17 protein-coding genes are annotated in these 20919 nt (G+C 65.4%); 5 read left to right on the top strand and 12 right to left on the bottom strand.

All coding sequences use genetic code 11. The annotated features are described in order from the left end of the window. Nucleotides 1-24: 24 nt before the first annotated feature. Together CO669_RS15615 and CO669_RS15610 are read left to right on the top strand one after the other, a co-directional pair. Nucleotides 25-531 (top strand): RNA pyrophosphohydrolase, encoded by a 507-nt coding sequence (locus CO669_RS15615; protein ID WP_097660674.1) that lies wholly within the window; start codon nt 25-27, stop codon nt 529-531. 63 nt (nt 532-594) lie between these two features. Next, entirely contained in the window at nt 595-1095 is a 501-nt protein-coding gene (locus CO669_RS15610) for an RNA pyrophosphohydrolase (RefSeq protein ID WP_097660673.1), read from the top strand. Between the two features lie 64 nt (nt 1096-1159). Here CO669_RS15610 and CO669_RS15605 read toward each other — a convergent pair whose 3' ends face one another. The 6 genes from CO669_RS15605 to CO669_RS15580 form a co-directional block, all read right to left on the bottom strand. After that, nucleotides 1160-2815 carry an adenylate/guanylate cyclase domain-containing protein gene (locus CO669_RS15605; RefSeq protein WP_097660672.1) on the bottom strand — a complete coding sequence of 552 codons (1656 nt, stop codon included), beginning with the start codon at nt 2813-2815 and terminating at the stop codon, nt 1160-1162. Between the two features lie 150 nt (nt 2816-2965). Then, on the bottom strand, nt 2966-3373 hold the full coding sequence (locus tag CO669_RS15600; RefSeq protein WP_097660671.1) for a F0F1 ATP synthase subunit epsilon: 408 nt from the start codon (nt 3371-3373) through the stop codon (nt 2966-2968). A 110-nt stretch (nt 3374-3483) separates the two neighbouring features. Beyond that, nucleotides 3484-4917, bottom strand: coding sequence for a F0F1 ATP synthase subunit beta (gene atpD, locus CO669_RS15595; protein ID WP_097660670.1), 1434 nt, complete (start codon nt 4915-4917; stop codon nt 3484-3486). Nucleotides 4918-4995: 78 nt separating this feature from the next. Then, nucleotides 4996-5868, bottom strand: coding sequence for a F0F1 ATP synthase subunit gamma (locus tag CO669_RS15590; RefSeq protein ID WP_097660669.1), 873 nt, complete (start codon nt 5866-5868; stop codon nt 4996-4998). 178 nt (nt 5869-6046) lie between these two features. Further along, on the bottom strand, nt 6047-7576 hold the full coding sequence (gene atpA / locus CO669_RS15585; RefSeq protein ID WP_097660668.1) for a F0F1 ATP synthase subunit alpha: 1530 nt from the start codon (nt 7574-7576) through the stop codon (nt 6047-6049). Further along, the gene (locus CO669_RS15580) at nt 7576-8136 is read right to left on the bottom strand and encodes a F0F1 ATP synthase subunit delta (RefSeq protein WP_097660667.1); all 561 of its coding nucleotides are present in this window, start codon (nt 8134-8136) and stop codon (nt 7576-7578) included. Before CO669_RS15580 ends, atpA begins: the two co-directional genes overlap by 1 nt. Nucleotides 8137-8787: 651 nt before the next feature. Between CO669_RS15580 and CO669_RS15575 the strand changes: the two genes are divergently transcribed. Continuing rightward, complete coding sequence (locus CO669_RS15575; protein ID WP_097660666.1) at nt 8788-9282, top strand: septal ring lytic transglycosylase RlpA family protein; 495 nt, start codon at nt 8788-8790, stop codon at nt 9280-9282. A 165-nt stretch (nt 9283-9447) separates the two neighbouring features. Here CO669_RS15575 and CO669_RS15570 read toward each other — a convergent pair whose 3' ends face one another. Then, a complete protein-coding gene (locus tag CO669_RS15570; RefSeq protein ID WP_097660665.1) occupies nt 9448-11658 on the bottom strand; it encodes a primosomal protein N' in 2211 nt (736 codons plus the stop codon). A gap of 113 nt (nt 11659-11771) precedes the next feature. Here CO669_RS15570 and CO669_RS15565 point away from each other — a divergent pair, with 113 nt between their 5' ends. Beyond that, nucleotides 11772-12737 (top strand): tyrosine recombinase XerC, encoded by a 966-nt coding sequence (locus CO669_RS15565; protein ID WP_097660664.1) that lies wholly within the window; start codon nt 11772-11774, stop codon nt 12735-12737. Nucleotides 12738-12837: 100 nt separating this feature from the next. Beyond that, complete coding sequence (locus tag CO669_RS15560) at nt 12838-13425, top strand: DUF4337 domain-containing protein (RefSeq protein ID WP_097660663.1); 588 nt, start codon at nt 12838-12840, stop codon at nt 13423-13425. A 164-nt stretch (nt 13426-13589) separates the two neighbouring features. Here the strand turns inward: CO669_RS15560 and CO669_RS15555 are convergent, their stop codons facing one another. The 5 genes from CO669_RS15555 to CO669_RS15535 form a co-directional block, all read right to left on the bottom strand. Then, nucleotides 13590-14120, bottom strand: coding sequence for a hypothetical protein (locus CO669_RS15555; protein ID WP_097660662.1), 531 nt, complete (start codon nt 14118-14120; stop codon nt 13590-13592). 34 nt (nt 14121-14154) lie between these two features. Then, on the bottom strand, nt 14155-15555 hold the full coding sequence (gene lpdA / locus CO669_RS15550; RefSeq protein ID WP_097660661.1) for a dihydrolipoyl dehydrogenase: 1401 nt from the start codon (nt 15553-15555) through the stop codon (nt 14155-14157). A gap of 56 nt (nt 15556-15611) precedes the next feature. Continuing rightward, nucleotides 15612-16373, bottom strand: a complete 762-nt coding sequence (locus CO669_RS15545) for an SDR family oxidoreductase (RefSeq protein WP_097660660.1) — start codon at nt 16371-16373, stop codon at nt 15612-15614. Nucleotides 16374-16428: 55 nt separating this feature from the next. Next, nucleotides 16429-17664, bottom strand: coding sequence for a 2-oxoglutarate dehydrogenase complex dihydrolipoyllysine-residue succinyltransferase (gene odhB / locus CO669_RS15540; RefSeq protein ID WP_097660659.1), 1236 nt, complete (start codon nt 17662-17664; stop codon nt 16429-16431). Nucleotides 17665-17842: 178 nt separating this feature from the next. Next, complete coding sequence (locus tag CO669_RS15535) at nt 17843-20800, bottom strand: 2-oxoglutarate dehydrogenase E1 component (protein WP_097660658.1); 2958 nt, start codon at nt 20798-20800, stop codon at nt 17843-17845. Nucleotides 20801-20919: the final 119 nt, after the last annotated feature.

The following is a 20919-nucleotide window of genomic DNA, read 5'->3' as shown; positions in this document are numbered from 1 at the left end:
GCAGCATGCGAGAGGTCTGGCGGAATGGCGCGTTACGAGGATCTGCCCTACCGGACCTGCGTCGGCGTGATGCTGATCAACCCAAAGGGACTGGTGTTTATCGGCCGCCGTGCCGGCGGCATCGAGCATGTCGACGACACCCATGTCTGGCAGATGCCGCAGGGCGGCGTCGATCCCGGCGAGGACACCTGGGAAGCCGCCAAGCGCGAACTCTACGAGGAGACCAGCGTGCGCTCGGTCGAGCGGCTCGGCGAGGTCCCCGACTGGCTCACTTACGACATCCCGCGCACGGTGGCCGGACGCGCCTGGAAGGGCCGCTACCGCGGCCAGCGCCAGAAATGGTATGCGGTGCGCTTCACCGGCAAGGACAGCGAGATCAACGTCGAAAAGCCCGGCGGCGGCGGCCACAAGGCCGAGTTCGTCAGCTGGCGCTGGGAGCCGATGAAGAATCTGACCGGGCTCATCATTCCCTTCAAGCGCCCGGTCTATGAGCGCGTGGTGCAGGAATTCTCCGCACTGGCAGAGGAATAAATCAGTCGCCATGCCGGGTTCGATGCTAATGCATCACCCGGACTGACGACGAAAGATCCACGCGTGACGAATGAAAAGCCCTACCGCCCTAACGTGGGCATCGCCCTGTTCAATGCCGACGGCCGCGTGCTGATCGGCCACCGTTTCAAGGGCGACGGGCCCGAGATCATCCTGCCCGGCCTCGACTGGCAGATGCCGCAGGGCGGCGTCGACGAAGGCGAGAACCTGCGCGATGCGGCGATGCGCGAGCTCTGGGAGGAGACCAACGTCGTCAGCGCAAATTTCCTCGGCGAGACCGACTGGTTCACCTACGAGTTCCCACCCTACGACGGCCCGCAGACCCATCGCCTCGCCAAATTCCGCGGCCAGCGCCAGAAATGGTTCGCGCTGCGCTTCACCGGCAAGGATGACGAAATCGATCCGCTGACGCCGCAGAACGGCCAGCCCGCGGAGTTCGATGCCTGGCGCTGGGAGCGCCTCGACCGCGTCGCCGATCTCGTGGTGCCGTTCCGGCGGGAGGTCTATCGCGCGGTGGCAAGCGAGTTTGCGGCCTTCGCAAACTAAAACTGCGAAAACAACCCCATGCACAGTAGAATGGGGTCTGAAATCATGAGAGAATTTTCAACGGCTAATTGATCGGCCCCACCGTGAACGGACCGATTGCGATGACGTGGCAATCGCCGTCGCGCTTGGCGCAATCGGCCAGCGCGGACTTGACGGCGGCCTGCTCGTCGGCGGCCTTGAGGCCAAGACCTGCCCGGCCGGCGGTGCCGACGGCAACCGCATTCCAGCCCATGGCGTCGCCGAGCTTGCGCACCACCTCGCCGCGCGCATCCGCCACGATCGAGGAGTTGCTCGCCGCATTGAAGAAGCCGGTGATCCTGAACAGGGTCGGGATCGGCACGACGAAATTGTCGTCGATCGCAACCACGAGGCACGCCACGCCGGCGATCGCGCCGCACGATTCCAGCGACCGCCGCGCTGCATCCTCTGCGGACGAGGCGCCGAGCACCATGAAATATTGTCCGCCCGGACCGAGCGCGACCGAGCGGGATTTCGCCGCGGGCACGAAGATGTTCTCGAGCCGGACTTTCTGCGGCTCCCGCACGATCGGAAAATCCTTCGATGCGAAGGCCCGCTCGATCATCGCATCATGCCGGAAGTAGGGTGACGGCGGCATCGGCGGCTTGCCATGCGCGTACACGACAGTGTTGCCGAGCGCATAGAGCTCGCATCGCCGCGGCGACTGCGCGGCGTCGGCGCGCTTCTGGCACTGCTCGATCGCCATGTTGCGCGCGGCTTCCTCGGTCGGCTGGTTCATCGCCGAGCCGGTGAAGCCGCCGACATTGAGTGCGAAGGCCTTGTAATCGCCGGAGCTCGCATAATCGCCGGCGAGGAAGGCGCGCACGCGCTCGTTGATGAAGGGGACGGCATCGGCCGAAAGCTGGCCTGATGTCGGTGACGGCGACGACGACGGCATCGGCGCCATCGCGGCGCCGGCATTCGACGGCGCCATCGGCGCCTTTGCCATTTGGGTCGGCGTCGGCGACGCGGCCATTGCCGTCGGCGCGGCGCTCGGCGCAGCGCTGGGCGTCACGGCCGGAGCCGCGACGGTCGCGGTCTGCTTGAGCTTGGTATTGTAGAGAAAGCCGGTGACCACAATGCCGACGATCGAGACCACGGCCACCACCAGCGGCCACATCCACACCGGCGCTGCGGCCACCTTGCCCGCGACCTTCTTCACCTGCGGCTTGGAATAGCTGCCGTCCTCGCGCCGCATCGCGACCATGTAGGCATGCACCGGCGTCGGGATGTTCTTCACCTCCTGCGCGCCGATATCGGCGAACTGCACCGAGAGCTTGTTGGCGACCTGCTCATGCACCGCGCGGGAGACGCAGATGCCGCCGACCTCGGCGAGGCCTTCGAGCCTTGCTGCGATGTTGACGCCGTCGCCCAAGAGATCGCCGTCGCGCTCGACCACGTCACCGATGGTGATGCCGATGCGGAACGACATCTGCCGGCTTGGCGGATAGGCCATGTTGCGGGTACGCAGGGATTCCTGGATGTCGATCGCGCAGCGCACCGCATCGACCGCGCTCGGGAATTCCGCAAGCACGGCGTCGCCTGCGGTATTGAAGATGCGGCCGCTGGCCCTGGCGATGAAATCGTCGACGACCTCGCGATAGGAGGCCAGACGCCGCAGCGTCTCCTCCTCGTCTTCCGCGACCAGCCTCGAGTAACCGGCAATATCGGCTGCGAAAATCGCTGCGATCTTGCGTTTCATCTGCACCCTGCCCCGGGAACAAAATACGCGGGCAGAATGCCGCCTTCCCCAGCACGGTGCAACAAAGTTTCAGCGCCCGCCACGATCAGTGACGAGCGCTGAACTTGTTCGAAAATTGCAGACTCGAGCCCCGGAGCGGTGCCCCGGGGCTTAGTGCATAGCCGTGGAGTTGAGCTGATGCTGGATGCTCTTGAAGTGGTCGAGCCGCGCGATGGCCTGGTCGAGCTCGCCGCCTTCGTGCTCCTTCAGGCTCTCTTCCATCTCCGAGATGGTCTCGGCGAACTGGGCCCGGTCGAGCTCGGCCAGCGACGTCGCGACGTCGGCGAGCACGGTCAGGCCCTTTTCGGAGACTTCGGCGAGGCCGCCGAGCACGATGATCTTCTCGTGCTTGCCGCCGGTGGTGATGGTGAGAATGCCGGGGCGGATCGCCGCCACGACCGGCGCATGCCCCGCCAGCACGCCGAAGTCTCCTTCGACGCCGGGAACGTCGACCTGATCGACCTCGCCCGAGAAGGCGAGCTTTTCCGGAGAGACGAGATCGAAGTGGAAGGTGGCCATGGGCTATCCGTTGTTTTCCGCTTGTCCCCCGCGGGCCTGACCCGCGGGACCATCCATCGAGATCCTACTTGATGGATCGCCGGATCAAGTCCGGCGATGACACCTTGAATTTAGGCGGCTTCCGCAGCCAGCTTCTTGCCCTTCTCGACCGCTTCTTCGATGGTGCCGACCATGTAGAAGGCGGCTTCCGGCAGGTGGTCGTACTTGCCTTCCACCAGGCCCTTGAAGCCCTTGATGGTGTCGGCGAGGTCGACGAACTTGCCCGGCGAGCCCGTGAAGATTTCGGCGACGTGGAACGGCTGCGACATGAAGCGCTCGACCTTGCGGGCGCGGGCCACGGTCAGCTTGTCCTCTTCCGAAAGCTCGTCCATGCCGAGAATGGCGATGATGTCCTGGAGCGCCTTGTAGCGCTGCAGCACCTGCTGGACCTGACGGGCGACCGCGTAATGCTCCTCGCCGACGACCAGCGGGGAGAGCATGCGCGAGGTCGAGTCGAGCGGGTCCACCGCCGGATAGATGCCCTTTTCGGCGATCGAGCGCGACAGCGTGGTGGTCGCGTCAAGATGCGCGAACGAGGTCGCCGGCGCCGGGTCGGTCAAGTCGTCGGCCGGAACGTAGATCGCCTGCACCGAGGTGATCGAACCCTTCTGCGTCGTGGTGATGCGCTCCTGCAGCGCGCCCATGTCGGTCGCGAGCGTCGGCTGATAACCCACCGCCGAAGGAATACGGCCCAAGAGCGCCGACACTTCCGAGCCGGCCTGGGTGAAGCGGAAGATGTTGTCGACGAAGAACAGCACGTCCTGGCCCTTGTCGCGGAAATCTTCCGCGATGGTGAGACCCGTGAGCGCGACGCGGGCGCGGGCGCCGGGCGGCTCGTTCATCTGGCCGAACACCAGCGCGCACTTCGACTTCACGCTCGGATCCGGGTTCTTCGGGTCGGCGTTGACCTTGGACTCGATGAACTCGTGATAGAGGTCGTTGCCCTCGCGGGTCCGCTCGCCGACGCCGGCGAACACGGAATAACCGCCGTGCGCCTTCGCGACGTTGTTGATCAGCTCCTGGATCAGCACGGTCTTGCCGACGCCGGCGCCGCCGAACAGGCCGATCTTGCCGCCCTTGGCGTAGGGAGCCAGCAGGTCGACGACCTTGATGCCGGTGACGAGAATTTCAGCTTCGGTCGACTGGTCGGTGTAGGTCGGCGCTTCCTGGTGGATCGCGCGCAGGCCTTCGGTCTTGACGGGACCCGCTTCGTCGATCGGCTCGCCGATGACGTTGATGATGCGGCCGAGCGTGCCTTCACCGACGGGAACGCGGATCGGAGCGCCGGTGTCGGTCACTTCCTGGCCGCGGACCAGACCTTCGGTGGTGTCCATCGCGATGGTGCGGACGGTCGACTCGCCGAGATGCTGGGCGACTTCGAGCACCAGGCGGTTGCCGCCGTTCTTGGTCTCGAGCGAATTGAGAATGGCCGGCAGGTGGCCTTCGAACTGCACGTCGACGACGGCGCCGATGACCTGGGTGACGCGACCGAGCTGGGCTGCCATTGAATGTCTCCTTCGATCCGAACTTCTAAACCACGGTCCGTAGACCGGGATGTTGCGTTGATGGGTACCGATGCGTCCTTAGACGGCTTCGGCGCCCGAGATGATTTCGATCAGTTCCTTGGTGATCTGCGCCTGACGCGTGCGGTTGTAGACCAGCGTCTGCTTGCGGATCATTTCGCCGGCGTTGCGCGTCGCGTTGTCCATCGCGCTCATCTGCGCGCCGTAGAACGAGGCGTTGTTCTCGAGCAGCGCGCGGAAGATCTGGACCGCGAGGTTGCGCGGCAGGAGACGGGTGAGAATCTCGTCCTCTTCCGGCTCGTATTCGTAAGACGTGGTGTTGGCGGCAGCGCCCTCCTCGACCACCAGCGGAATGACCTGCTGGGCGGTCGGGATCTGCGCGATCACCGACTTGAAGCGCGAATAGAACAGCGTGCAGACGTCGAACTCGCCGTTGTCGAACCGCGCCAGCACCTTCTTGGCGATGTCCTCGGCATTGACGAAGCCGAGCTGGCGGACGCTCCGCAGGTCCATGTGCTCGACGATCTGCTTGTCGAACTGGCGGCGGAGCTGCTCGTAACCCTTGCGGCCGACGCAGAAGAACTTCACGTCCTTGCCCTGCGCCATCAGCGCCAGGGCGCGCTCGCGGGCGAGACGCACGATCGAGGAGTTGAAGGCGCCGGACAGGCCGCGCTCGCCGGTGCAGACCAGCAGCAGATGAACCTGGTCCTTGCCGGTGCCGGCCAGCAGCACCGGTGCGCCGGGCGAGCCCGCCGCAGCGCTGGCGATGTTGGAGATCACCGCGCTCATCTTGTCGGCATAGGGACGCGCCGCTTCCGCGGCGGTCTGCGCGCGGCGCAGCTTGGAAGCTGCGACCATCTGCATGGCCTTGGTGATCTTCTGCGTCGCCTTGGTGGAGGCGATGCGGACGCGCATGTCTTTAAGTGACGCCATTCTTCGTTCACCCCGGCGGTTCGATCCTTGCGATCAAGCCGCTAGCCTATCCCAGTCGTCATGCCCGGGCTCGTCCCGGGCATCCACGTGCCGCCTCACACGCCGTTAGACGTGGATGGCCGGGACATCATTTGCGAAGACGCGCTTCGCGCTTTAGCCCGGCCATGACGGTTGTTAGTTACGCGAAGCTCTTGGCGAAGCCTTCGACCACCGACTTCAGCTTGGCAGCTGTGTCGTCGGAGAGATCGCGGCTGTCGCGGATCGAATTGAGGATGTCGACGTGCTTGCCGCGCAGCAGCGACAGCAGGCCGTCCTCGAACGCGCGCACCTTGTTGAGCGGCAGCGGATCGAGATAGCCGTTGGTGCCGGCCCAGATCACGCAGACCTGCTCTTCCATCTTCAGCGGCGAGAACTGCGGCTGCTTCAAGAGCTCGGTGAGGCGCGAGCCCCGGTTGAGCAGGCGCTGGGTCGAAGCGTCGAGGTCGGAGCCGAACTGTGCGAACGCCGCCATTTCGCGGTACTGCGCCAGCTCGCCCTTGATCTTGCCGGCGACCTTCTTGGTGGCCTTGGTCTGCGCGGACGAACCCACGCGCGACACCGACAGACCGACGTTCACCGCGGGACGGATGCCCTGGAAGAACAGGTCGGTTTCCAGGAAGATCTGACCGTCGGTGATCGAGATGACGTTGGTCGGGATGTAGGCCGACACGTCGTTGGCCTGGGTTTCGATGACCGGCAGCGCCGTCAGCGAGCCCGAGCCCTGGTCCTTGTTCAGCTTCGCCGCGCGCTCGAGCAGGCGGGAGTGCAGATAGAACACGTCGCCCGGATAGGCTTCGCGGCCCGGCGGGCGGCGCAGCAGCAGCGACATCTGGCGGTAGGCGACGGCCTGCTTGGACAGATCGTCATAGATGATGACGGCGTGCATGCCGTTGTCGCGGAAGTACTCGCCCATGGTGCAGCCGGTGAACGGCGCGATGTACTGCATCGGCGCCGGGTCCGACGCGGTGGCGGCGACGACGATCGAGTACTCGAGCGCGCCCTGCTCTTCCAGCACCTTCACGAACTGGGCGACGGTCGAACGCTTCTGGCCGACCGCGACGTAGACGCAGTACAGCTTGATGTTCTCGTCGGGCTGCGCGTTGAGCGGCTTCTGGTTCAAAATGGTGTCGAGCGCGATTGCGGTCTTGCCGGTCTGGCGGTCGCCGATGATCAGCTCGCGCTGGCCGCGGCCGATCGGGATCAGGGCGTCGATCGCCTTGAGGCCGGTCGCCATCGGCTCGTTCACCGACTTGCGCGGAATGATGCCGGGCGCCTTGACGTCGACGCGCATACGCTTGTCGGCCTGGATCGGACCCTTGCCGTCGATCGGGTTGCCGAGCGCGTCGACGACGCGGCCGAGCAGACCCTTGCCGACCGGCGCGTCCACGATGGCGCGGGTGCGCTTGACGGTCTGGCCTTCCTTGATCTCGCGGTCGGCACCGAAAATAACGACACCGACGTTGTCGGTTTCGAGGTTCAGCGCCATGCCGCGGGTGCCGTTCTCGAACTCGACCATTTCACCGGCCTGGACGTTGTCCAGACCATAGACGCGGGCGATACCGTCGCCGACGGACAGCACCTGTCCGACTTCGGAGACTTCAGCTTCCTGGCCGAAATTCTTGATCTGGTCCTTGAGGATCGCGGAAATTTCCGCGGCGCGGATGTCCATCAGCCTGCCTCTTTCATCGCGTGCTTGATCGAATTGAGTTTGGTGCGAAGCGAGCCATCCACCATGCGGCTGCCCAGCTTGACGACAAGGCCACCGATGATCGAGGGATCGACTTTCACGTTCAGCGCGACGTCCTTGCCGGTCACCGACTTCAGGGCAACCTTGAGGGCGTCGAGATTCTTGTCCGAGAGCGCTTCCGCCACCGTGACCTCGGCCGTCGTCTCGCCCTTGAACTTGGCGACGAGGACGCGATAGGCGCGGATGACGTCGGTCACCGCAAACAGGCGGCGATTGGCCGTCAGCACTTTCAGGAAATTGGCGGAGATGCCGGCGATGCCCGCCTTGGCCAGCACGGCCGACAGGGCCCTGGACTGGGCATCAGCCGCGAACACCGGGCTGCGGACGAGGCGCTTCAGGTCGGCGCTCTCGTCCAGCAAGGCCTCGAATCTCTCGAGATCGGCTTTGACCTCGTCGACCGCCTTCTGGTCGCGGGCCAGTTCAAACAAGGCCGTTGCATAACGGCCGGACACACCAGAAACGGACGTATCTTCTGCAGCCACAGACGCGCTCTTTTTGCTGTCAAACTCGCAAGGGAAAAACCGTCGCCACAAAGCGGCGCCTAGCGATCCAAGCCCTTGGAATTCAAGCGGGACTTCGATTTTCGGCCGGCACGGGAGGTGCCGGGTCCGTTAAAATCGCGGCTTTGCTAACATAGCAGGCGCGCAGGTGCAACATGACGCCAAATTAAAGGCACGAGGTTCTGTCGCCAGTTCGTCGCACGTTGCGACACTTCTTTCCTGATCCGAGAGCCGGATGACCCGCGCCACGGAATTGCCGCGAGCCCGGTCGCGGCAGCCCGCCATTTCGTTCCTGCCCTCAGCGCATAGCCGCCATGAACACGGATCGCTGAGGCGTGACCCACGGGCCGACTGCCAGCGGGTCCCGAATACTTACCGAATTCTAAATGCCGGGCGGGATGACTTCGTTTTACAGTATTCGGATGTAATAAATAGGTTAAAGAATCGTTAAATCGGAAGATTACGAAACATCGGCTGCAATATCGATGCCAGTCACAAGATATTTCAGGACGACACGGAACGGAACTACTGCCCAATTCATGCCGCATTGGGAATCGAAACGCCAATCCGCTCACAAACTGATGGGGGCTCCACTAGCCACATATGTGGCAATACTAGCTTAGGGACCACTAAATGCTGTCTTTGAAGACGCTGGGCTTTGTGACCCGGCCGCGTACGGCGATCGCTTTCGTTGCCGCAACTCTCCTGATCGGTGGAACTGCCACCGAAGCTTCCGCCAAATCCCGCCACCACCGGCATCACCGCCACCACGCCCAGGCCGATACCAACACGACGTCCGATTGGCGCAACGCCAATGCTGCGATGACGCCGAGCTCGGGCGGCGGCCACAGCTTCTCCGGCATGGCCTCCTATTACGGCAACGAGTCCGGCAGCCGCACCGCCTCGGGCCAGCGCTTCAACCAGAACGCCCTGACTGCGGCGCACCGCTCGCTGCCGTTCGGCACGAAGCTGCGCGTCACCCATCGCGGCCAGAGTGTGGTCGTCACCATCAACGACCGCGGCCCCTTCATTCGCGGCCGGGTTCTCGACCTCTCCACGGGTGCTGCCCGCGCCATCGGCCTCACCGGCGCCGGTGTCGGCCGCGTCACCGCGGAAGTCGTCTCCTAAGGCGCTTCAAGCGCCTCAGCCATCGCGCAGTTTCATCAGTTTGCTGCGCGAATGAAACAAGCCCGTGGTCTTGGGGGACCGCGGGCTTTTTGCATGATGCGTCGTTCTGGGCTCGCGCTTCGCGCGCCCCGGAATGACGACTGAGGATGTGGCCGCGACGGACTCTTACAAGAAGCTCTGCGGATCGACGTCCACTTCCAGCTTCTGATTGCCGGTCGCCTTCGGGCACACCGCGAGCCAGTTGCGCAAATAATCCGACAGATCGAAGCCGCGCGCCGATTTCACCAGGATGCGAAAGCGGTAGCGGCCCTTGATCACGGCGAGCGGCGCCTCCGCCGGGCCGAGCACCACGACGCGCTCGTCGCGCGGCGCGAGCGCGACGAGGCGACGGCCAAGGCCTTCGGCGCTCGGGCGGTCGCCGGCGGAGATGATCAGGCTCGCGAGCCGGCCGAACGGCGGATACAGCGTCCTTTCCCGCAGATCGATCTCGCTGTCGTAGAACGCCTCGCGGTCGCAGGCGATCAGCGCCTTCATCACGGGATGGTCGGGCTGGTGGGTCTGCAGATAGCCGACACCGCGGCCCTGCTCGCGGCCGGCGCGGCCGATCACCTGGTTGAGCAATTGCCAGGTGCGTTCCGCCGCGCGCGGATCGCCGTTGGACAGGCCAAGATCCGCATCGACGACGCCGACCAGATTGAGCCGCGGAAAATTATGGCCCTTGGCGACGAGCTGCGTGCCGATGATGATGTCGACGCGCCCTTCCGCGATCTCGGCAAGCTCGATGCGCATCGTCTCGATCGAGGTGATGAGATCGCTCGACAGCACCATGGTGCGTGCGTCGGGGAAGAGCGCTGCGGCCTCCTCCTGCAGGCGCTCGACACCGGGCCCGACGGCGACCAGCGATTCCTCGGCCGCGCAGTGCGGGCAGGTCTGCGGGCGCGGCATCGAGAAGCCGCAATGGTGACAGACCAGACGCTGGCGGAAACGGTGATCGACCAGCCAGGCATCGCAGATGGTGCAGGCGAAGCGGTGGCCGCAGCCGCGGCAGAGCGTCAGCGGCGCGTAGCCGCGGCGGTTGAGGAACAGCAGCGCCTGCTCGCGCTTCTCGATCGCGCCTCTGATCTCGCCGGCAAGGCGCGGCGAGATGAAGCGGCCGCGCGCAGGGGGCTCGCGCCGCATGTCGATCGCCTCGATATGCGGCATGTGCTGGCCGCCGAAGCGCGAGGGCAGCGCGACGCGCTGATAACGATTCTTGCGCGCGTTGACCTCGGACTCGACCGACGGCGTTGCGGAGGCCAGCACGACCGGGATTTTTGCGATATGCCCGCGCACCACCGCCATGTCGCGCGCATGATAATGCACGCCCTCGTCCTGCTTGTAGGCCTGGTCGTGCTCTTCATCGACCACGATCAGGCCGAGATCGGCGTAAGGCAGAAACAGCGCCGAGCGCGCGCCGACCACGACCGGCGCGGTGCCGCCCGAGATTGCCGCCCAATTGCGGGCGCGGGTGCGCGGCGTCAGCTCCGAATGCCATTCGATCGGCCGCACGCCAAAACGCTGTGCGAAGCGGTCGAGGAACTGGCCGGTGAGCGCGATCTCCGGCATCAGGATCAGCGACTGTTTTCCGCGGCGGATGGTTTCCGCGACAGCCTCGAAATAAACCTCGGTCTTGCCCGAGCCGGTGACGCCGTCGAGCAGCGCGACATGAAAGGTGCCGTTGGCCGCGAGCGCGCGCATCGCATCCACTCCGGCCCGCTGCAGCGGCGAGAAATCCGGCCGGCCGAAATCCGGATCTGGCACCGGCGGCGGCGCAGGCGGCGGCATCGGCTCGACCGTCAGCGTGCCTTCGTCGACCAGGCCGTCGATCACACCGGCCGAGACGCCCGCCTCCTTCGCCGCCTCCGACTTGCCGTGCAGTAGCCGGTCCGACAGCACCTCGATCACGCGCGCCCGCGCCGGCGTCAGCCGCTTCGGCGGATCGCCGACCAGGCGCACGCCGGGCCGCAACCGTTCGGGGCCGAGATTCTCGCCCATCCGCAGGCACATGCGCAGCACCATGCCGCGCGGGCTCAGCGTGTAATTGGCGACCCAGTCGACGACCTGGCGCAGCTCGGGCTTCAGCGGCGGGATGTCGAGCTTCTCGCTGACCTCCTTGAGACGGTTGTGCAGGCGCGGATCGGGATTGGCGTTTTCGCCCCAGACCACGGCCATCACCTCGCGCGGGCCGAGCGGCACCCCGACGAGATCGCCCGCCTTCAGCTCCATCCCGCGCGGCACCTTGTAGGAATAGGTCTGGTCGAGCGCGACCGGCACCAGCACGTCGACCATGCCGGTCGCGTTGGTGGGGGCGGTCGAGCTGCGCGACGAATGATCCATGAAGGGAGAATCGGAACCTTGAGGGGCCTCGAGGCTAGCCGCTTGGGGCTGCCTTAGCGAACGTTAACGGGTCTGATGCGATATACTCTGCGGAATCAATCCGTCCAGAGCGCATGAGCAAAGCCGCCGCACCCCAAATCGAGCTCGCCAGCGCCGATCCTTCGATCGCGCAGGAGATGACGCGCTGGCTGTCGCATCTCGGCGCCGAGCGGCGGCTGTCGCCGAAGACGCTGGAGGCCTATGGCCGCGACTTGCGGCAGTGCCTGGATTTTCTCTGTGCCCATTGGGGCGAGCGCGTCACGCTCAAGCGCTTCGCCGCGCTGGAGGCGACCGACGTGCGCGCCTTCATGGCGATGCGCAGGGCCGACGACATTGCCGGCCGCAGCCTGATGCGCGCACTCGCGGGGCTCCGCTCGTTCGGCCGCTTCCTCGAGCGCGAGGGCAAGGGCAAGGTCGGCGCGCTCTCCGCGATCCGTGCGCCGAAGGTCGCCAAGAGCCTGCCGAAGCCGCTGCCGATGGCATCGGCAAAGCGCCTTGCCGACGCCGACGAGCGCGCCGGCGAAGACCGCGAAACCTGGATCCTGGCGCGCGACGCCGCGGTGATGGCGCTGCTGTACGGCTCGGGCCTGCGCATCTCCGAAGCGCTCGGCCTGAAGCGCCGCGAGGTGCCGAAGCCGGGCGAAGGCGACGTGCTGGTCGTCACCGGCAAGGGCAACAAGACCCGCATGGTGCCGGTGCTGCAGAACGTGCTGGAGCTGGTGCAGGAGTACGTCGCGATGTGCCCGTATCCGCTGCCGGCGGAGGGCCCGATCTTCGTCGGCGCGCGCGGCGGCCCGTTGAGCCCGCGCATCATCCAGCTCGCGATGGAGCGGCTGCGCGGCGCGCTCGGCCTGCCCGATAGCGCGACGCCGCACGCGCTTCGCCACTCTTTCGCCACGCATCTGCTGTCGCGCGGCGGTGACTTGCGCGCCATCCAGGAATTGCTCGGCCATTCCTCGCTCTCGACCACGCAGGTCTATACCGGCATCGATTCCGAGCGCCTGCTGGAAGTCTATGCCAGCGCGCATCCGCGGCGGTGAACGCCGCCAATTCCTGACATGAAGCTGTCACAGCGCGCGTGCCTCTTGCGCAGGCCGCGCGGTTCGGTCAATCGTTGCGGAACCGAAGCGGAGGGGAATCATGAGCGCACATGAAAGTATGGAGCATGCCGAGCACGCCGAACACGCGTCCGGCTCGAACAAGAAGATCGCGCTCCTGATCGCGGTGCTGGCGCTGTTCCTGGCGGTCTCGGAGACGCTCGGCAAGGGCGCGCAGACCGAATCGATAAGCAAGAACGTCGAGGCCGCCAATCTCTGGGCGTTCTTCCAGGCCAAGAGCATCCGCCGCACCGTGGTGGTGACCGCGGCCGAGCAGGGCAAGCTCGCGCTCGCCGCCGCGGACGAAGCGCAGAAGCCCGCCGTGCAGAAGCAGGTCGACGACTGGACCAAGACCGCGGCCCGCTACCGCTCCGAGCCGGAGACCGGCGAAGGCACCGAGCAGCTCGCCGAGAAGGCCAAGCATGCCGAGCACGATCGCGACGAGGCGACCGCGAAATACCACCACTTCGAGCTGGCCTCGGCCGCCTTCCAGATCGGCATTGTGCTGGCCTCGGCCACCATCATCACCGGCATGTTCGCACTGGCCTATGTCAGCGGCATCCTGACCCTCGCCGGCCTGTTCATGACCGGCCTCGGCCTGTGGTGGCCGCATCTGCTGCATTTGCATTAGTCGGTGCGTGTGGCGCGCCGTTTGACGCCACACAGACAGTGTCATGCCCCGGCTTGACCGGGGCATCCAGTACGCCGCGGCTTCTCGGTTCAATCATTGACGTCTCTGGGATACTGGATCGCCCGGTCAAGCCGGGCGATGACAACCGAGCGTGTGGCTGGCAACTACCGCGCCTGGTGCACGCTCTTCCTGAAGCGCTGGATCAGACGCAGTGTGCGTGACGACCAGCCCTCGCCGTTGCCGGCGATCAGCTCGCGGATGCGGCGCTTGATCGGATCGACGAGCGCAGTGGCCTTGGCGCGGATCTTCAGCACCAGATCGTAGATCCGCTCGAACCAGCGCATCTCCAACAGCTTGTCGCGCGTGACGTCGAACACGAAGGCGGTGACGCCGACGCCGAGCATCTTGGCGAACAGGAACGTGGACATGCCGGTGAGCCAGTATTCATGCGTGAGCAGATACAGGCCGGCCAGCTTGAGCGGAAACAGCGGAAGGATCGGCACCGCGAACACGATCAGCGTCATGGCCGGCGGGAGCGCATCGACACGCTCCGTCAGCCATTGCTTGAAGCGCGCCAGCGGGATCGCTGCGACAACCTTAGCAACGATCGGCTCGAGATGGTCCCACAGCCAGGCTTCGATCAGGAAGACGATCGCAAGCAGGACCCAGACCGGTTGAAGAAGGCGGCGCAACATGTGTTTCCCGCCCGATTCGGTGCTGGGCGCGTTGCTACATATGGATGGCCCGCTTGCCGACTGCAAGCGCGGCCTCCTTGACGGCCTCCGAGCGGGTCGGATGGGCGTGGCAGGTGCGCGCGAGATCTTCCGCACTGCCGCCAAACTCCATGAGAACGCAGGCTTCATGGATCATTTCGCCGGCTTCGCGGCCGATAATGTGCACGCCGAGCACGCGATCGGTCTTCGCATCTGCGAGAATCTTCACAAAGCCGTCGGTGGTCTGGTTGACCTTGGAGCGGCCGTTGGCGGTGAAGGGAAACTTTCCGACGGTATAGGCGATGCCCGCCTGCTTCAGCTCCTCCTCGGTCTTGCCGACGGAGGAGACTTCCGGCGTGGTATACACGACGCCGGGGATCACGTCGTAATTCACGTGGCCGGCCTGGCCGGCGATGATCTCGGCGACGGCAACGCCTTCATCCTCGGCCTTGTGCGCGAGCATCGGCCCGGCGACGACGTCGCCGATGGCATAGACGCCCTTCAGGCTGGTGGCGAAATGCGGGTCGATCTGCACGCGGCCGCGGGCATCGAGCGCAACGCCGGCGTCCTTCAGGCCGAGCGCCTCGGTGTAGGGCACGCGGCCGATGCAGACCAGAACGACATCGGCTTCCAGCGTCTCCGCCGCGCCGCCGGCGGCCGGCTCGACCGTCGCCTTCAGCGTCTTGCCCGAGGTATCGACGCCCGTGACCTTGGCGCCGAGCTTGAACGCAAAGCCCTGCTTCTCGAGGATACGCTGGAATTGCTTGGCGATCTCGCCGTCCATGCCGGGCAGGATGCGGTCGAGGAATTCGACGACGACGACTTCGGCGCCGAGACGATGCCAGACCGAGCCGAGCTCGAGGCCGATCACGCCGGCGCCGACGATCAGGAGCTTGCCGGGGACCTTGTCGAGCGACAGCGCACCGGTGGACGAGACGATGCGCTTCTCGTCGATCTCGATGCCCTTGAGGCGCGCGATGTCCGAGCCGGTGGCGATCACGATGTTCTTGGTCTCGACCACTTGCGACTTGCCGTCTGCGGAGACCTCGACCTTGCCGGTCCCGAGGATCTTGCCGGTGCCCTTGAGCACGTCGATCTTGTTCTTCTTCATCAGGAACTCGACGCCCTTGACGTTGCCGTCGATGCCCTGCTGCTTGAAGTTCATCATCGCGGGCAGATCGAGCTTCGGCGCGGAAACGCTCACGCCCATCTTGGCGAAGGAATGCCCGGCTTCCTCGAACATCTCGGAAGCGTGCAGCAGCGCCTTCGACGGCATGCAACCGACATTGAGGCAGGTGCCGCCGAGGGTTGCGTTCTTTTCGACCACCGCGACCTTCATGCCGAGCTGGGCCGCGCGCACCGCGCAGACATAACCGCCAGGTCCGGTGCCGATGACGACGAGATCGTAGGTAGCCATGAGAGAAAGTCCCGTAAGTTTAGCGTGATGAGATGTGTCAGCGTCCGCGCGGCGCCTCAGCGTCCGCCGGACACATCGAGCGTGGCTGCGGTGATGTAGGACGCCTCGTCCGACATCAGCCAGATGATGGCGTTGCCGATCTCGTCGGCGGTGCCGACGCGCTTCATCGGCACCATATGGGCCAGACGATGATGCCGATCGGGCTCGCCGCCCGAGGCGTGGATTTCGGTGTCGATCAGGCCCGGGCGGATGCCCGCGACGCGAATGCCCTCGCCCGCGACCTCGTAGCCGAGGCCGGTGGTGAAGGAATCGATCGCGCCCTTGGACGCGGCGTAGTCGACATAGGTGTTGGGCGCGCCGAGCTTGGCCGCGACCGACGAGAGATTGACGATGACGCCGCCCTTGCCGCCGTGCCTGGTCGACATCCGCTTGACGGCCTCACGCGCGCAGAGGATCGAGCCGGTGACGTTGATCGCCAGCACGCGCTGGATGCGCTCGGCCGACATCTCGTCGACGCGCACGCCGCTGGTGCCGACGATGCCGCCATTGTTGACGAGCGCCCCGAGCGTGCCGAACTTGTCGGCCTCCTTGAACAGGTCGACGATGTCGCGTTCCTCGGCGACATCGCATTTGACCGCGATCGCCTTGCCGTTGCTGGCCTCGATCTGGCTGACCACCTCGTCGGCGGCCTTCTTGTTGCTGGCGTATCCGACCACGACCCGGTAGCCGCGCGCAGCCGCCGCGAGCGCGGTGGCGCGGCCAATGCCGCGGCTGCCGCCGGTGATGACAACGACTTTATCCGTCACGCGCGCCTCCATGATTCGACACGCGCCGTCGCGCAATTGTGCGACGGCGCTCGCAAAGCATCAGGGATCAGAGATCGAGCACCAGACGCGCCGGATCTTCCAGGCTCTCCTTGACGCGAACCAGGAAGGTGACGGCTTCCTTGCCGTCGATCACGCGGTGATCGTAGGACAGCGCCAGATACATCATCGGACGGACCTCGATCTTGCCGCCGACGACCATCGGGCGATCCTGGATCTTGTGCATGCCGAGGATGCCGGACTGCGGCGCGTTCAGGATCGGGGTCGACATCAGCGAGCCGTAGATGCCGCCATTGGTGATGGTGAAGGTGCCGCCCTGCATCTCGTCGATCTTGAGCTGGCCGTCACGGGCGCGGCGGCCGAAATCGGCGATGCCCTTCTCGATGTCGGAGATCGACTTGTGGTCGCAGTCGCGCACCACGGGCACGACGAGACCCTTGTCGGTGCCGACGGCGACGCCGATGTGGTAGTAGTTCTTGTAGATCAGGTCGGTGCCGTCGATCTCGGCGTTGACGGCCGGGATGTCCTTCAGCGCCTGCACGACGGCCTTGGTGAAGAAGCCCATGAAGCCGAGCTTGGCGCCGTGCTTCTTCTCGAACGCATCCTTGTAGTGGGCACGCAGCGCCATCACGTTGGTCATGTCGACCTCGTTGAAGGTCGTCAGCATGGCCGCGGTGTTCTGCACGTCCTTGAGGCGGCGCGCGATGGTCTGGCGCAGGCGGGTCATCTTGACGCGCTCTTCGCGGGCGGCGTCATCGGCCGGCGACGGTGCGCGCACCTGCACGGCGGCGGCGGGCTGGTTGACCGGGGTCGGCGCAGAGGCCGCGCGCTCGATCGCAGCGAGCATGTCGCCCTTGGTGACGCGGCCGTCCTTGCCGGAGCCCGGAACGGTCGAGGCGTCGATGCCGGTCTCCGCGGAGAGCTTGCGCACGGAGGGAGCGAGCGGCGCATCGGCCGGGGCCGCCTTCGCGGCCGGAGCGGGCGCGGCAGCGGCAGGCGCCGGAGCCGCGGCAGGCTTGGCGGGTGCGGCAGCGGGCTTCGCAGCGCCGACGCCATCGGTGATCTGGCCGAGCAGCGCGCCGACCGCGACCGTCGCGCCATCGGCGGCGATGATCTCGCTCAGCGTGCCGGCGGAGGGCGCCGGGACTTCGATGGTGACCTTGTCCGTCTCGAGCTCCACCAAGGGCTCGTCGACGGCGACGGGATCGCCGGCCTTCTTGAACCAGCGGCCGATGGTGGCCTCGGTGACGGATTCGCCGAGCGTCGGCACACGAATTTCAGTCATGGTCTTTTCCTTAAGGGATCGCCAATGCGGTCATGAATTCATAGGTCATGCCCCGCGAAGGCGGGGCATCCAGTACTCCGCGGCGTTCGTTCAGGTCACGAAGGTCACGGCGTACTGGATTGCCCGCCCTTGTGCGCAATTGCGCACTGGGCGGGCAATGACAGAGTTTAAAAACGTCTCAGCTCAGTGCTTCGTCCAGGAACGCCTTCAACTGAGCCTGATGCTTGGACATCAGACCCGTGGCGGTCGCGGCGGAAGCGGCGCGGCCGACATAACGCGGACGCCGGCTCACGCCGTTCACCTGGTTCAGCACCCATTCCAGATAGGGCTCGATGAAGTGCCAGGCACCCATGTTGCGGGGCTCTTCCTGGCACCACACCACTTCGGCCTTCTTGAAGCGCGACAGCTCGGCCACCAGCGCCTTCAGCGGCACCGGATAGAGCTGCTCGACGCGCATTAGATAGATATCGTCGATGCCGCGCTTCTCGCGCTCCTCGTAGAGGTCGTAATAGACCTTGCCCGAGCACAGCACGATGCGGCGGACCTTCTCGTCCGGAACGAGCTTGATGGCTTCGTTCGGCAGCATCTGGGCGTCATCATAGAGGATGCGGTGGAAGGTGGTTCCCTTCGCCAGCTCTTCGAGTCGCGACACCGCCCGCTTGTGACGCAGCAGCGACTTCGGCGTCATCATGATCAGCGGCTTGCGGATCTCGCGATGCAGCTGCCGGCGCAGCGCATGGAAGTAGTTCGCCGGCGTGGTCGGATAGACCACCTGCATGTTGTCTTCCGCGCACATCTGCAGGAAGCGCTCGAGGCGCGCCGAGGAGTGCTCCGGTCCCTGGCCCTCGTAGCCGTGCGGCAGGAGGCAGACGAGACCGGACATGCGCAGCCATTTGCGCTCGCCCGAGGAGATGAACTGGTCGAACAGGACCTGCGCACCGTTGGCGAAGTCGCCGAACTGGGCTTCCCACAGCGTCAGCGTGTTCGGCTCGGCGAGCGAATAGCCGTATTCGAAGCCGAGCACGGCCTCTTCCGACAGCAGCGAGTTGATGACCTCGTAATGGCCCTGCTCGTTGCCGAGATGGTTGAACGGCGTGTAGCGGCTCTCGTCCTCCTGGTCGATCAGGACCGAATGGCGCTGCGAGAAGGTGCCGCGCTCGCAGTCCTGGCCGGACAGGCGGACATGGTGATTCTCGTTCAGCAGCGTGCAGAACGCCAGCGCCTCGCCGGTCGCCCAGTCGATGCCGTTGCCGCTCTCGATCGCCTTGGAGCGGTTCTCCAGGAAGCGCTGAATGGTGCGGTGGACGCGGAAGCCGTCCGGCACCTTGGTGATCTTGCGGCCGAGGTCCTTGAGAACGGGCAGATCGACGCCGGTGACGCCGCGCCGCGCATCCTCTTCCTGGTCGGCGATCTTGAAGCCCGCCCACTTGCCGTCGAGCCAGTCGGCCTTGTTCGGCTTGTAGGAGGTGCCGGCCTCGAACTCGGCATCGAGCCGGGCGCGCCAGTCGGCCTTCAGCTTGTCGACCTCGCCCTCGGTGACCACGCCTTCGGCGATCAGGCGCTTGGAGTAGAGCGTCAGGGTCGAGGGATGGGCCGCGATCCGCTTGTACATCACCGGCTGGGTGAAGGCCGGCTCGTCGCCCTCATTGTGGCCGTAGCGGCGATAGCACCACATGTCGATGACGACGGGCTTGTGGAACTTCTGCCGGAATTCGGTCGCGACCTTGGCCGCGAACACGACGGCTTCCGGATCGTCGCCGTTCACGTGGAAGATCGGCGCGTCGATCATCTTCGCCACATCGGACGGATAGGGCGACGAGCGCGAGTAACGCGGATAGGTGGTGAAGCCGATCTGGTTGTTGACGATGAAGTGCACGGAGCCGCCGGTGCGGTAGCCCTTCAGGTCGGACAGGCCGAAGCACTCCGCGACCACGCCTTGACCCGCGAACGCAGCGTCGCCGTGCATCAGGAGCGGCATCACGGAGATGCGCATGTCCGGGGGATCGCCGTGCTGGTCCTGCTTGGCGCGCACCTTGCCGAGCACGACGGGATCGACGATCTCGAGATGGGAGGGGTTGGCGGTCAGCGACAGATGGATGCGGTTGCCGTCGAACTCGCGGTCCGAGGAGGCGCCGAGGTGATACTTGACGTCGCCCGAGCCTTCGACCGCGTCGGGATTGGCCGAGCCGCCCTTGAACTCGTGGAACAGGGCGCGGTGCGCCTTGCCCATCACCTGCGTGAGGACGTTGAGGCGGCCGCGATGCGGCATGCCCAGCACGATTTCCTTCACGCCGAGATTGCCGCCACGCTTGATGATCTGCTCGAGCGCGGGAATCAGGGATTCGCCGCCGTCGAGGCCGAAGCGCTTGGTGCCGGTGAACTTGGTGTCGCAGAACTTCTCGAAGCCCTCGGCTTCGACCAGCTTCATCAGGATGGCCCTGCGGCCCTCGCGGGTGAACGAGATCTCCTTGTCGGGTCCCTCGATGCGCTCCTGGATCCACGCCTTCTGCGCGGCGTTGCTGATGTGCATGAACTCGACGCCGAGCGTCTGGCAATAGGTGCGCTCGCAGATCGCGGTGATCTCGCGCAAGCTGCCGTATTCGAGACCGAGCACGTGATCGAGGAAGATCTTGCGGTCGAAATCGGCTTCGCTGAAGCCGTAGGTGCGCGGGTCGAGCTCTTCGCGGTTGCGCTGGGCTTCGATGCCGAGCGGATCGAGCTTGGCGTGGAAATGGCCGCGCATGCGGTAGGAGCGGATCAGCATCAAGGCGCGGACCGAGTCGCGCGTGGCCTGGAGCAGATCGGCGGAAGAGATGTCGGCGCCCTTGGCCTGCGCCTTGGCGGCGATCTTGCTGCCGACCGCCTTCTCGACCTCGGCCCAATTGCCGTCGAGGGCGGAGGTGAGGTCGTCCTGCGGGGTCAGCGGCCAGTTGTCGCGCTCCCAGGACGGCCCTTCCGCGTTCTTGCTGATGTCGGCGGGCGCGTCGTTCAGGCTCTTGAAGAACTCCTGCCACTCGGCGTCAACCGAGGACGGGTCCTTCTGGTAGCGGGCGTAGATTTCGTCGATGTAGGTGGCGTTGGTGCCCTGCAAAAAGGATGACAGGGCAAAGGCTGCGTTCGCGTCCTGGCGAGACATACTTGAGTTCCTGGCGATTTCGGTTCGCGCATAACAAACGGCGCTGGCACCGAGCTCCCCGGCAGAGGCTCGGCGCGACAGGCACCCTTTACCCTATTTGCTGCGAAACTTCGCCCGGA

It is taken from the genome of Bradyrhizobium sp. Y36, assembly GCF_002531575.1.
Lineage (GTDB): Bacteria > Pseudomonadota > Alphaproteobacteria > Rhizobiales > Xanthobacteraceae > Bradyrhizobium.
This window is presented reverse-complemented; position numbering and strand designations above follow the sequence as displayed.

Coding starts and splice junctions, on each gene's coding strand:
- atpA (WP_097660668.1), bottom strand. CDS start 7,576: ATGGACATCCGCGCCGCGGAAATTTCCGCGATCCTCAAGGACCAGATC.
- CO669_RS15600 (WP_097660671.1), bottom strand. CDS start 3,373: ATGGCCACCTTCCACTTCGATCTCGTCTCTCCGGAAAAGCTCGCCTTC.
- odhB (WP_097660659.1), bottom strand. CDS start 17,664: ATGACTGAAATTCGTGTGCCGACGCTCGGCGAATCCGTCACCGAGGCC.
- CO669_RS15565 (WP_097660664.1), top strand. CDS start 11,772: ATGAGCAAAGCCGCCGCACCCCAAATCGAGCTCGCCAGCGCCGATCCT.
- CO669_RS15590 (WP_097660669.1), bottom strand. CDS start 5,868: ATGGCGTCACTTAAAGACATGCGCGTCCGCATCGCCTCCACCAAGGCG.
- CO669_RS15615 (WP_097660674.1), top strand. CDS start 25: ATGGCGCGTTACGAGGATCTGCCCTACCGGACCTGCGTCGGCGTGATG.
- CO669_RS15535 (WP_097660658.1), bottom strand. CDS start 20,800: ATGTCTCGCCAGGACGCGAACGCAGCCTTTGCCCTGTCATCCTTTTTG.
- CO669_RS15575 (WP_097660666.1), top strand. CDS start 8,788: ATGCTGTCTTTGAAGACGCTGGGCTTTGTGACCCGGCCGCGTACGGCG.
- atpD (WP_097660670.1), bottom strand. CDS start 4,917: ATGGCAGCCCAGCTCGGTCGCGTCACCCAGGTCATCGGCGCCGTCGTC.
- CO669_RS15545 (WP_097660660.1), bottom strand. CDS start 16,373: ATGGAGGCGCGCGTGACGGATAAAGTCGTTGTCATCACCGGCGGCAGC.
- CO669_RS15555 (WP_097660662.1), bottom strand. CDS start 14,120: ATGTTGCGCCGCCTTCTTCAACCGGTCTGGGTCCTGCTTGCGATCGTC.
- CO669_RS15605 (WP_097660672.1), bottom strand. CDS start 2,815: ATGAAACGCAAGATCGCAGCGATTTTCGCAGCCGATATTGCCGGTTAC.
- CO669_RS15560 (WP_097660663.1), top strand. CDS start 12,838: ATGAGCGCACATGAAAGTATGGAGCATGCCGAGCACGCCGAACACGCG.
- CO669_RS15570 (WP_097660665.1), bottom strand. CDS start 11,658: ATGGATCATTCGTCGCGCAGCTCGACCGCCCCCACCAACGCGACCGGC.
- lpdA (WP_097660661.1), bottom strand. CDS start 15,555: ATGGCTACCTACGATCTCGTCGTCATCGGCACCGGACCTGGCGGTTAT.